9 protein-coding genes are annotated in these 12,216 nt (G+C 67.2%); 5 read left to right on the top strand and 4 right to left on the bottom strand.

Annotated features, from left to right (window positions below):
* Positions 1 to 2: 2 nt before the first annotated feature.
* The 3 genes from G432_RS16200 to G432_RS16190 all read right to left on the bottom strand — a co-directional run bounded on the left by G432_RS16200 (position 3) and on the right by G432_RS16190 (position 3,373).
* Entirely contained in the window at positions 3 to 671 is a 669-nt protein-coding gene (locus tag G432_RS16200) for a hypothetical protein (RefSeq protein ID WP_015459899.1), read from the bottom strand.
* A 150-nt stretch (positions 672 to 821) separates the two neighbouring features.
* Positions 822 to 2,474, bottom strand: a complete 1,653-nt coding sequence (locus G432_RS16195; RefSeq protein WP_015459898.1) for an amidohydrolase — start codon at positions 2,472 to 2,474, stop codon at positions 822 to 824.
* On the bottom strand, positions 2,471 to 3,373 hold the full coding sequence (locus tag G432_RS16190; protein WP_269078709.1) for an NAD(P)-dependent oxidoreductase: 903 nt from the start codon (positions 3,371 to 3,373) through the stop codon (positions 2,471 to 2,473). The genes G432_RS16195 and G432_RS16190 overlap by 4 nt, the downstream gene beginning before the upstream one ends.
* Before the next feature lie 23 nt (positions 3,374 to 3,396).
* Here G432_RS16190 and G432_RS16185 point away from each other — a divergent pair, with 23 nt between their 5' ends.
* Together G432_RS16185 and G432_RS16180 are read left to right on the top strand one after the other, a co-directional pair.
* Complete coding sequence (locus G432_RS16185) at positions 3,397 to 4,638, top strand: threonine ammonia-lyase (protein WP_015459896.1); 1,242 nt, start codon at positions 3,397 to 3,399, stop codon at positions 4,636 to 4,638.
* A gap of 141 nt (positions 4,639 to 4,779) precedes the next feature.
* Complete coding sequence (locus tag G432_RS16180; RefSeq protein ID WP_015459895.1) at positions 4,780 to 5,562, top strand: arginyltransferase; 783 nt, start codon at positions 4,780 to 4,782, stop codon at positions 5,560 to 5,562.
* Positions 5,563 to 5,642: 80 nt separating this feature from the next.
* Here the strand turns inward: G432_RS16180 and G432_RS16175 are convergent, their stop codons facing one another.
* The gene (locus G432_RS16175; RefSeq protein WP_015459894.1) at positions 5,643 to 7,001 is read right to left on the bottom strand and encodes an FAD/NAD(P)-binding protein; all 1,359 of its coding nucleotides are present in this window, start codon (positions 6,999 to 7,001) and stop codon (positions 5,643 to 5,645) included.
* 499 nt (positions 7,002 to 7,500) lie between these two features.
* Between G432_RS16175 and G432_RS16170 the strand changes: the two genes are divergently transcribed.
* Genes G432_RS16170 through G432_RS16160 form a run of 3 tightly spaced genes read left to right on the top strand, consistent with a single transcriptional unit; the run spans position 7,501 to position 12,212 of the window.
* Positions 7,501 to 9,894: a TonB-dependent receptor gene (locus tag G432_RS16170; protein WP_015459893.1), complete on the top strand. Its 2,394-nt coding sequence runs from the start codon at positions 7,501 to 7,503 to the stop codon at positions 9,892 to 9,894.
* 11 nt (positions 9,895 to 9,905) lie between these two features.
* Positions 9,906 to 11,309 (top strand): MFS transporter, encoded by a 1,404-nt coding sequence (locus G432_RS16165; protein WP_015459892.1) that lies wholly within the window; start codon positions 9,906 to 9,908, stop codon positions 11,307 to 11,309.
* Positions 11,310 to 11,327: 18 nt separating this feature from the next.
* Positions 11,328 to 12,212, top strand: a complete 885-nt coding sequence (locus tag G432_RS16160) for a TauD/TfdA dioxygenase family protein (protein ID WP_015459891.1) — start codon at positions 11,328 to 11,330, stop codon at positions 12,210 to 12,212.
* Positions 12,213 to 12,216: the final 4 nt, after the last annotated feature.

Genomic DNA, 12,216 nt, shown 5'->3' with positions numbered 1-12,216 from the left:
CATCATACAAAAAGACGTCCGATAAAAAGGGCGACAACGATGCTTGCGACCATCCCGACCGACGCATCGACGAAGGAGCGGATGAGAGACTGATTCAGTTCCCGGCTGAACCAGCGCACCTGGACGATGCCATAAAACAGAAACGCTGCGACGATTGCGGTCAGTCCGCCAAGCTGAACCGCGCCATGGCTATGCATCGCCCCGCTCACGCCGAGGCTGACCAGCAGCGCGAAGGGCGAGATGGCATAGCATTGCGCATAAAAGGCCGGCTTCAGCGTGTCGCGGTCCAGGTCGACGCTGCTTCGATAAACCTTCCCCGTAGCCAGCACCAAGGCAAACGTCCCGAATAGAACGAGATGCAGGAGGAGGAGCGTGGTATTGTCATTGACGAGGGAAGCCAGACCATGCTGGCTTTTCACGATCGGGTTGGTGCCGTCCTCTGCGAGTCCGATCGCCTGCTCGGCGACGATCGTCAGGACCAGCATGATGGGCGGACTGACGGTGCCGCGATACTGGCGATCGTCATCCAGCTTCAGCTGATCCTCGGCATAGCGCATCATCGCAAGGGGGTGGCGCAGCACTTTCCACAGCGTCACCGGGAAAAATACGAACCAGCTCATCAACTCGTAGAGGAGTTCATCGAGCGAGTTCAGCCACTGGACGAAGTTCATCTGGCTCCCCCGCGCAGCACCGGCGTCGCGCCCGGCCGATGCGGACGGCAAGCGTGGCTACCGCCCTTTCCTCTCGACCCGCTGATAGCCGGCGCCCCTTTCATCGCGATTTTCCTCAGTCCGTTATACCGGGCAGGCGCAGCCGGATCGCTACTTCCGCACCCAGATTCGCTTGCCGCCGATCCAGGTTTCCAGAACCCGGGTCGCGCGGATTTCCGCCGGGGTGGCGGCCAATATGTCGCGGTCGAGCAGCAGGAAATCGGCATAGCGGCCGGGTTCCAGGCTGCCGATCCGGTCCTCGGCGAAGCCGGCATAAGCGGCGTCGCGGGTGAAGGCGGCCAGGGCTTCGGCCGGCGACAATTTCTGCTCCGGAATCCAGCCGCCCGGCGGCTGACCGGCGGCGTCCTCCCGGCTGGTCGCGGCGGCGAGGCCGGCGAAGGGATCGGGGCTTTCCACCGGGAAATCCGATCCGAAGGCCAGGGTCGCGCCCGCCTTGCGCATCGAAGCCCAGGCGTAGGCCCCCGCCAGCCGCGCCGGCCCCAGCCGCGCCTCCGCCATCAGCCGGTCCGATGTCTGGTGCACGGGCTGCATCGAGGCGATGATGCCATGCCTGCCGAAGCGCGGCAGATCGGCGGGATCGACGATCTGGGCATGCTCGATCCGCCAGCGGCGATCGCCCTTATAGGTGTCCGAAAGCTCCTCGATCGCATCCAGCGCCTGCGCGTTGGCGGCATCGCCGATGGCGTGGATGGCGACCTGGAAATTGTCCATCGCCGCGCGGCTGCCCAGATTCTTGAGCTTGGCGTCGTTGAGCAGCATCAGGCCGCGCTGGCCGGGGGCATCGGCATAATCGGCCTTCAGCCAGGCCCCGCGCGATCCCAGCGCGCCGTCCTCATAAAGCTTCACCCCCACCATCCGCAGCCGGCCGCCATAGAGCCAGGGCGTCGGACCCGTGCCGGCGATGGCGACCAGCGGCTCGATGCCGTGCGCATAGGATATGATCCGCACGCGCAGCCGGCCGAGGTCGCCCGCGCGGCGCATCACCGCCCAGTCGTCCGCCGTGGTGCCCATGTCGGCGACGGCGGTGATGCCGTCCTCGATCAATATCTGCTGCGCCCTGGCGAAGGCGAGATCGCGTTCGAGCGGCTGGGGCGGCGGCACGGCGCGCTCCATCAGCGCGGTCGCGGCATCGACGAACAGGCCGGTCGGCCGCCCACCCGCCATCTCGATCCGGCCGCCGGCCGGCGCCTGCGTCTTGCCGTCGATCCCGGCCAGCGCCAGCGCGGCGCTGTTGGCGACGCCGGCATGGCCGTCGATGCGGATCAGCCACACCGGCTTGTCCGCCACGGCGGCATCGATGTCGGCGGCGGTGGGGAAACGGCCCAGCCCCCAGCGCTCCTGGTTCCAGCCGCGCCCGATCACCCAGCGCTGGCCGGGATTGTCGCGCACCCACTGGCGCAATTTATCCTGCGCCTCGGCCAGCGATCGGGTTTCCGAAAGATCGAGCTGGAGGGCGTTGAAGCCCAGCCCCATCACATGGCCATGCGCGTCGATCAGGCCGGGAACCAGCGTGCGGCCCTGCCCGTCCATGCGGAAATCGAGCTTCTCGGGCCGCTTGTCCTTATGGCCCAGCGTGCGGACGACCTTGCCCTCGCCATCGATCAGCAGGCCGGTGAAGCGTTCGACCTCGCCCCCCTTGCCGATGGTGTAGCCGTTCACATTGTCGATCAATGCGTCCGCAAAAGCCGGCGTGGCGAGCAGCAACGCAATCGCGGCCAGCGGCCGCGCGAGGACAGCCTTCATCGCCGGATCCGCCGGACCAGCGCGGAAAGATCCTGCCGGCCACCGCCCATCGCCTGCACCTCGGCATAGAATTGGTCGATCAGCGCGGCGGACGGCAGCGTCGCGCCGTTCGCCCGCGCTTCCTCCAGCGCCAGCCCCAGATCCTTGCGCATCCAGTCCACCGCAAATCCCTCGTCGAATTCCTCTGCCGCCATGCTTTTCCAGCGATTGACGAAATACCAGCTCGATGCAGCACCGGCGGAGACCGCCTCGAACACCTTTTCCAGATCCAGCTCGGCCGCCTGGGCGAAGCGCAGCCCCTCGGCGATCGCCTGCATCGTGCCGGCGATGCATATCTGGTTCACCATCTTGGTCTGCTGCCCCGCGCCTGCGCCGCCGACATGGACGATCCGGGCCGAATAAGCCTGCATCAGCGGCGTCGCGGCCGCCACCGCCTTGGCCGATCCGCCGCACATGATCGAAAGCCGCCCTTCCTCGGCGCCCGCCTGCCCGCCAGAGACCGGGGCATCGACCACCAGCAGGCCACGATCCTTGCCCTCCACCGCAAGCTGCCGCGCGATCCGTGCCGATGCCGTGGTGTGATCGACGAAGACGGCGCCCGGCTTCATCGTGCGGAAGCAGCCGTCGGCCCGCAGCGTCACCGCCTCCAGATCGGGATCGGCGCCGACGCAGGTGAACACCGCGTCCGCCCCCTCGGCTGCCGCGGCGGCGGTGGGCGCCGCCCGCCCGCCATGCGCCTCGACCCACGCCTCCGCCTTGCTGGCGGTGCGGTTATAGACGGTCACGTCATGCCCGGCGCGAAGCAGGTGACGCGCGATGGCGCGGCCCATCACGCCCAGGCCGATAAAAGCTATGCTTGCCATGGCGACGGCATAACCATGGTTTCGCCGATCCGCCAGATGGGCTAGAGCCCCGGACCATCATGGCTACCGCAGCGACCACCCCGACCGCCCTTCCCGTATCCATCGCCGATGTCCGGGCGGCGCACATGCGCATTGGGGACAGCATCGTCCGCACGCCGACGCTGCTGAGCAAGACGCTGTCCGCCATGACCGGGGCGAAGGTCTACCTGAAGTTCGAGAACCTCCAGTTCACCGCCGCCTACAAGGAACGCGGCGCGCTCAACAAGCTGCTCCAGCTGGACGAAACCGCCCGCGCGCGCGGCGTGATCGCGGCATCGGCCGGCAACCACGCGCAGGGCCTCGCTTATCATGGCGCGCGGCTGGGCATCCCCGTCACCATCGTCATGCCCAAGTCGACGCCGACGGTGAAGGTGTCGCAGACCGAGGGCCATGGCGCGACGGTGATCCTCACCGGCGAACGCTTCGACGATGCCTATGCCCATGCGCTGGTGGTCGCCAAGGATCGCGGCCTCACCTTCGTCCATCCGTTCGACGATCCGGCGATCATCGCCGGCCAGGGCACGGTGGCGCTGGAGATGCTGGAGGACGCGCCGGAAATCGATACGCTGGCGGTGCCGATCGGCGGCGGCGGCCTGATCTCGGGCTCGGCTATCGTCGCCAAGGCGCAGGACCGGCCGATCGAGGTGGTGGGCGTGCAGGCGGAGCTTTTCCCGTCCATGTACAACCGCATCAACGGCACCGATCTGCCGATCGGCGGCGATACGCTGGCCGAAGGCATCGCCGTGAAGGAACCGGGCGCGATCACCTCCGCCATCATCCGCGAGATCGTGGACGACCTGGTGCTGGTGACGGAGCGCGATCTTGAGAAGGCCGTGTCCCTCCTCCTCCAGATCGAAAAGACGGTGGCCGAAGGCGCGGGCGCTGCCGGCCTCGCCGCGCTGCTCGCCCATCGCGAACGCTTCGCCGGGCGCACGGTGGGCGTGGTGCTGTGCGGCGGCAATATCGATACCCGCCTGCTCGCCAACGTGCTGCTGCGCGATCTTGCCCGCGACGGCCGCCTCGCGCGCCTGCGCATCCGCCTGCAGGACCGGCCCGGCGCGCTGTTCCATGTCGCCCGCATCTTCGACGAGCAGCAGGTGAACATCATCGAGGTCTATCACCAGCGCGTGTTCACCACGCTGCCGGCCAAGGGGCTGATCACCGATATCGAGTGCGAGACCCGCGACAAGGCGCATCTGGAACGACTCGTGACCGCGCTGCGCGCCGGCGGATATGAGGTCACACCCGTCGAACTTGCCTGATGGTCAAGCGGCTCATTCGTTCGGATGCGGCCCTTAACCCTCTTTTCATGGTGAACGGGCTTTTCATATTTCCGGGCTGATAGCATATTCGTGGCGACGGGCTTTCCATGGTGGAACAGCCCCGGGGGATCAGGGCAGGCCGTGAGCGCTCCATTCCGTTTCCCGCGCTTTTTCGTCACCACGCCATCCCCGTGCCCGTATCTGCCGGGCAAGACCGAGCGCAAGGTGTTCACCGAGCTTTCCGGCCCGCACGCGGCGGAACTGAATGACGCGCTGGGCCGGATCGGCTTCCGCCGCAGCCAGAACGTCGCCTACCGGCCAAGCTGCACGGATTGCGCCGCCTGCGTGTCGGTGCGCGTGGTCGCCGCCGAATTCCGCCCCAATGCCAGCCAGCGCAAGCTGATGCGCCGCAACGCCGATCTCAGCGTCACCGCCTGCAAGCCCTGGACGACGGAGGAGCAGTTCGATCTCCTCCGCCGCTACCTGGCCGCGCGCCATCCCGGCGGCGGCATGGCGGAGATGGACGAGCTCGATTTCGCCGACATGGTGGAGCAGACGCCGGTCAGCACCTATGTCGTCGAATATCGCGATCCCGCCGGCCGGCTGGTCGGCGCGTGCCTCAGCGATCACCAGGCCGATGGCCTGTCGATGATCTACAGCTTCTACGAGGCGGAATCGGCGGATCGGCCCGGTCTCGGCACCTTCATCATCCTCGATCATATCCAGCGCGCGGCCGAAGCCGGCCTGCCCTATGTCTATCTGGGCTATTGGGTGAAGGATTCGCCGCGCATGCAATATAAGGTCCGCTTCCAGCCGCTCGAACGGCTGGGATCGGGCGGCTGGACCCGCTTCGAACAGGAAGAGGGCGGGCAAACCATGCTGGATGCGCTGCTCGATCGCCGCGCCGCGGGCCTGCCGGGCTGAAGCCAGCCGATCTCGTAGCTTGACCGGGGCAGATGCTTTCGCATCCGTCCGGGTCAGACTGATCCCCCGGAGCCTCCGCCCTACAGCCCCTCGCCGCCGATCCAGTGCGCGTTGGAAAGGCGCCGCGCGAGGTTCCATGTCTGGACGCGGATATCGGGCACCGCCACCACTTCCCAGAAAGCGCCCCGCGTCAGCGGTCCCAACGCGAACAGCCGGGGATCGGCCCGGCCCGATCGGCCGATGACCCGCGCCTGCGGATCGACATCCAGCCCGATATGGCTGGGATCGGGACGGATGACGCCCCGCGCCCGCAGGTTGGCCAGCAGCGGCTCCTCCGTGCGATCGAGATCGATCAGCGGCCCGCTGCAATTGACCACGCGCCGCGCCAGCAGCGTTTCGATGGCTTTTGCCCCGCGCGGCCGCCAGTCCACCTCTACGCCCGCCGCGCCATCCCGGAAGGCCAGCGTGCGGCCAGCGACGAAATCCAGCCGGCCGGAAGCGCGCATCCCCTCCAGCCGCGCCGCGACCTCGGGCGCCAGCCGATGGCGGTGCACATCCCACCAGGGCCGCAGGTGCCGCAGGAAGCGCGCGCGGGTATCGGCATCGGCCGCCAGCCACATGCCCTGGCTGTAGGGGCGCAACTCGTCCACCGCCGCGCGCCAGCCGATCGCATCGGCCCGCGCCCGCACCTCGCGGAGCAGCGCCGTCGCCGCGATCGGCGGACGCTCGCCAAGCTGGGTGGAGACGGGCGGCCCCGGCGCGTGGGCGCGCGGCACCAGCCCACGCCGCGAAAGCGCGAGGATGCGGCCACGGAAGCCGCGCTCCTCCAGCAGCAGCGCCGCATCGACCATGGTGAGGCCGGTGCCGATCATCAGCACCAGATCCCCGTCCGTCAGCCCGTTGGCGATGTCGCCCGCCCATGGGTCCTCGGCATAATGATCCCGCTCGATCGCGGCCGGATCGAGGCCGGGCGGCGCATGCGGCGGCAGGTTGCCGACCGCGAGCACCACGGCATCGGCGTGGATGCGCCCGCCGCCCGCCAGCAGCACCGCATAGCCATCGCCAGCATCGCCGGGCTCGATATCGATCGCGTCGCCGCGCACGATGCGCAGGCGATCGGGCGCGGCGGCCACCGCCTCGTCCAGCAGTTCGGCCAGATAGGCGCCATAGGTGATGCGCGGCACGAAGCTCGCGCCGTCCCCCTTCCCGCGTTCCTGGAGCCAGCGCACGAAATGCCCCGGATCGTCGGGCAGCGCGCTCATGTTCGCGGCGCGGACGTTCAACAGGTGGCTGGGATGCGCCGCGCTGTAAGCGACGCCGCGGCCCAGCCGGGCGCTTCGCTCGACCAGCGTTGCGCGCGGCCCGCCATGGCGGAGGAGATTGATGGCCTGGAGCGTGCCGGAAAAGCCGGCCCCGAGAATCACGACGTCACGGATCATGCCGCCATGATGGCGTGGCCCGCCGGATAACGACAGATAATTTAAGGGATTGGCGATTTAACGGAAATCGGCGCCGAGGGGGGGGGGCGGCGATGCCGGGCCAATCGCCCTAGTCGCGCCGCTTCAGGGTGCCCAACCAAAACTTTATTGGATTCCCTACTTAATTGATAGACTAATCGTCGGGTGAAGCCGGCATCCAGGTTGCCGGTGTCCGGCGTCTGGCCAGCGCCGGCGGGTTCCGCCCCTTCCACGGCCCGCGGCTTTTGATGGGAAGCAGCTTGCTCCGCGTTACCAAAGGCTAAAGCGCACGAAGGTTCGGCCCGCTCACCGGACGTCGTGATCCCGCGAATGCGAGGAGATTCTATGCGACGGCACCTACCCGATCCGACCGCCTGAACAGGCGATCGAACGAACAGATCACATGTATCGGTCGCGCGGGCCACCCGTCCGCGCGAAACGGTGACGGCTGTCCGGCCGCCGCCGCGGGGGACGAATATTCATGTCTTTTTACAACAGCTTGATAAGAAACAGCCTGGTCGCATCAACCGCCGTTGCCGCGCTTGCCACGGGTGTTGCGTCGCCGGCCGGGGCGGCTGCGCTGGAAACGCCGGCCGAAGCGCCGGAAGCCGCCGCCGAAGCGGCACAGGATGCGATCGGCGCCGAAATCCTCGTCACCGCCCGCCGGCGGGAGGAACGCGCGCAGGACGTGCCGATCGCCCTCAATGTCGTCGGCGCGGAAACGCTGGAGCGATCGGGCGCCTATACGCTGGGGCAGGTGCAGCAGCTCGTGCCCAGCCTGCAGGTGTTCAGCTTCAACCCGCGCAACACCAACATCAACATACGCGGCCTCGGCAGCAATATCGCCTTCACCAGCGACGGGCTGGAAAACGGCGTCGGCGTCTATGTCGATCAGGTCTATTACGGCCGCGTCGGCCTGTCGCAGTTCGATCTGGTCGATCTCGAACGGATCGAGGTGCTGCGCGGGCCGCAGGGCACGCTGTTCGGCAAGAACACCACCGCCGGCGCGATCAGCATCAGCAGCCGCGCGCCCAGCTTCGATCCCGAATTTTCCGGCGAGGCGACGCTGGGCGACCATGGCTACCACCAGGTGCGCGGATCGGCCTCCGCCCCGCTGATCGCCGACAAGCTCGCCGCCCGCATCAGCATCGCCGACACGCATCGCGACGGCTTCATCGACAATGTCACGATGGGCAGCAAGGCGCAGGATTACGATAATTTCTCCGTGCGGGGGCAATTGCTGGCCAAGCCCACCGACACGCTGGCGATCCGCCTGATCGGCGATTTCGCGCGCCAGCGGCTCAATTGCTGCATCGGCGTTGTGACCGCCCTGTTCGATACGTTCGATAATGGCGCACCGATCGCCAACAGCTTCCGCCAGCGCGCCGCCCGCGCCGGCTACACGCCGCTGCCGATCGATCCCTTCGCCCGCAAGACGGATGCGGACGGCCATTATCAGGCGAACATGAAATCCTATGGCGTGTCGGGCCAGATCGACTGGGATCTCGGCCCCGTCGCCCTCACCTCGATCACCGCCTGGCGCCGCTGGATATGGAACCCCGCCAATGACGGGGATTCGATCGGCCTGCCGATCATCACCCTGGCCGAACAGGCCAATCGCCAGCGCCAGTTCAGCCAGGAGCTGCGGATCGCCTCCACCGGCACCAACGTGATCGATTATGTGGCCGGCCTCTATTATTTCGACCAGACGGTGAACGGCTATGGCGCCACCGGCTACGGATCGGCCGCGCCGGACTGGTTCCTGCCCGCAGCCGCCGTGCCGCCCGTGGTGTCGCAGGCGGCCCTCAACGGCTTCATCGCCCGATCGACATCGACGCCCAGCATCAAGAGCTATGCCGCCTTCGCGCAGGGCACCTGGCATGCCAGCGAAAAGCTCAGCGTCACCGCCGGCCTGCGCTTCACCCATGAGGACAAGGACGGCCGCTACACGCAGACCCAGACGGAGGGCGTGGACCTTTCCACCCTGCCGGATCAGCTGGCCGGCGCCGCCCAGGCCATCCGCAACAACTTCAACCCCGATCTGGATTTCACCGCGAAGCGGCGCGACGACAGCCTGTCGGGCACGATCAACGTCTCCTACAGGTTCGCGGCCGACGTGCTCGGCTATGCCAGCTATTCGCGCGGCAACAAATCGGGCGGCCTCAATCTCACCGCCCTGCCCCCCGGCGTGCCCGCCACGGTGAAGCCGGAGAAGGTCGACAGCTACGAAATCGGCATCAAGAGCCAGTTCCTCGATCGCCGCGCCACGCTGAACGTCGCGGCCTTCTGGACCGACGTTTCCAATTATCAGTCGGCCATCCTCACCCAGCGGCCCAATGCCGCGATATTCGATCAGTATATCGCCAATGTCGGCAAGGTCCGCACCCGCGGGTTCGAGGCGGATGCCGCCTTCGCGCCTACCGACCTCATCAGCTTCAACGCGTCCGCCGCCTATACCGACGCCACCTATCGCAACTATCCGAACGCGCCGGCCCCGGTGGAAAGCGGGCTGACGGTGGTCGATCTTTCGGGCGAACGGCTCGCCGGCGTGCCCAAGTTCAGCTATTCGCTGGGCGCGGACGCGGCCCAGCCGATCGGCGCGTTCCAGCTTTACGGCCATATCGATTATGCGCATCGGTCCGGCTTCTTCACCGCCGTCAGCAATTCCCGTTATTCGAAGGTGGACGGCTACGGCATCGCCAACCTCCGCGTCGGCATCCGGCGGGAGGACCAGCGCTGGGATCTGGCGCTGTGGCTGCGCAACCTCTTCGACAAGAATTATTTCCAGACGCTGACGCCATCCAACACCGGCCTCGTCACCGGGCTGGTCGGCGATCCGCGCACCTTCGGCGTCACGCTCATCACCAAGCTCTAGGGAGGCCGGCCATGGCCACGGTGCTCAATGCCGCCTGGGAAGACAGGGCAACCGCCCCGCCGCCCGCATCACGATTGCCGGCCGGCCGGCTGCTCGCCTTCTCGGCCATCGCCTTGCCCGTCACCGCCGCGCAGATGCCGCTCAACGTCTATCTGCCGGCGATCTTCGCCCAGCATTATGGCGTGCCGCTGGCGGTGCTGGGCACCATCTTCCTGATCGAGAAGATATGGGGCGCCATCGCCGATCCGATCATCGGTAGCCTCAGCGATCGCACGCGCAGCCGTTTCGGCCGGCGGCGAAGCTGGATCGCGGCGGGCGGCATCCTGTTCGGCCTTTCCGGCCTGCTGCTCTTCTTCCCGCTTGCCGGCGTCACCCCGCTCTATCTGGGCCTGGTGCTGTTCGCCTTCTATCTCGGCTGGTCGATGATCCAGATCCCCTTCCTCGCCTGGTCGGGCGAGATTTCCGGGGATTATAACGAACGGACACGGATCGCGACCTATCAGGTGGTGGTGGGATCGGCGTCGCTGCTGCTCGTGCTGGTGCTGCCCACGATCGTCGATCAGATCCGGCCGGGCGACGGCCCCCTCAAGCTCGGCGTGATGGGCGGGCTGCTGCTGATCACGCTGGTGCCGTCGCTGATCCTCACGCTGCGCGCCTTTCCAGAGCCGCCATTGCCCGCGCGGGACGTGCCACGCCTGCCTTTCGGGCAGACGGTGCGACTGGTGGGCGGAAACCCGCTGCTGATGCGCATCCTCGCCTCCGATTTCGCGGTCACGCTGGGACAGAACATCCGCGGCACGCTCTTCGTCTTCTTCGTCAGCAGCTATATGGGCCTGCCCCACTGGGCGAGCGGCCTGTTCCTCCTCCAGTTCGTGTTCGGCATCACCGCCGGGCCGATCTGGATGCGGATCGGCTATCGCCTCGGCAAGCACCGCACCGCCGTGCTGGGCGAGCTGGTGCAGGTCGCCATCAATCTCGGCCTGCTGCTGGTGGTGCCGGGCCAGCTCGGCCTGCTGATCGCGCTCACCGTCGCGCAGGGCTTCGCGCAGGGATCGGGCAATCTGATGCTGCGGTCGATGGTGGCGGACGTGGCGGATCAGCACCGGCTCGATACCGGCGAGGATCGCACCGCCCTGTTCTTCTCGGTCTTCAGCATATCGATGAAGGCGGCGATGGCCGCCGCCGTCGGCGTGGCGCTGCCGCTGGTCGCCTGGCTCGGCTTCGATCCGACATCGGCCGAGAACACGCCCGAAGCGCTGCGCGGCCTGCTCCTCGTCTTCGCGCTCGGCCCGGCGATCGCCCACCTCGTATCGGCTGCCCTGGTTCACGGCTTCCCGCTCGATGCCGCCGCCCATGCCGAAATCCGCAAATCCCTCGACCAGCGCGACGCCGCGCCGGCCGCCCTCAACGACTGATCTTTGGGAGACATCATCATGACGCTTCAGACCGTGAATCTCGAGGAAGCCGAAAGCCTGTTCGACATCCGCCCCCTCCAGCCCAGCCTGGGCGCGGAGATCGGCAATATCGATCTGTCCCGGCCGCTGGACGATCACCGCCTCGGCGCGCTCCGGGCCGCGCTGCTCCGCTATCGCGTCCTCTTCTTCCGCGATCAGGATATCAGCCGCGAACAGCAGATCGCCTTCGGCGCCGCATTCGGCGAGCTGGAGGTCCACCCCGTCTTCGCGCACCCCGATTATCCGCAGATCCTGCCGCTGGTCTCGCAGAATTTCGTCGGCAAATATCGCGCCTCGCCGGACAGCAACTGGCATGCGGACACCACCTTCCGGCCGGAGCCGTCCGCCGCCTCGATCCTGCGCGCTCTGGTATCGCCCTCGCTGGGCGGCGACACCGTGTTCGCCAACGCGGTCGCCGCTTATGAAAGCCTGGACGAGGCGGTGCGCGAACGGATCGACGGGCTGACCGCGATCCACGATCCCAGCATTTTCATCCAGTTCCTCGATACCGAGGAGAAGAAGGAGGCGCTGCGCGCCCAATATCCCGAGGTCGAGCATCCGGTGGTGCGCATCCACCCCGAAACCGGCGAGAAGGTGCTCTACGTCAATTCGGTCTTCACCCGCCGGATCAAGGGCCTGGACGCGGAAGAGAGCGATCGGCTGCTGGCCCTGCTGTTCAACCAGTTCAAGCGGCCGGAATTCCAGGTGCGATGGAGCTGGCGGCCCAATTCGATCGCCTTCTGGGACAACCGCGCCACCCAGCATTACGCCGTGCCCGATTATAACGAGCCGCGCCACATGGAGCGCGTGACCATCATCGGCGACCGCCCCGTCGGCCCCGCTGCCCAACCCCTGTCCCGCTGACCCC

The sequence above is a fragment of the Sphingomonas sp. MM-1 genome (assembly GCF_000347675.2).
GTDB classification, from domain to species: Bacteria; Pseudomonadota; Alphaproteobacteria; order Sphingomonadales; family Sphingomonadaceae; genus Sphingomonas_E; species Sphingomonas_E fennica.
The sequence above is the reverse complement of the archived record's forward strand: the minus strand, read 5'-3'. Positions and strand labels throughout refer to the sequence as shown.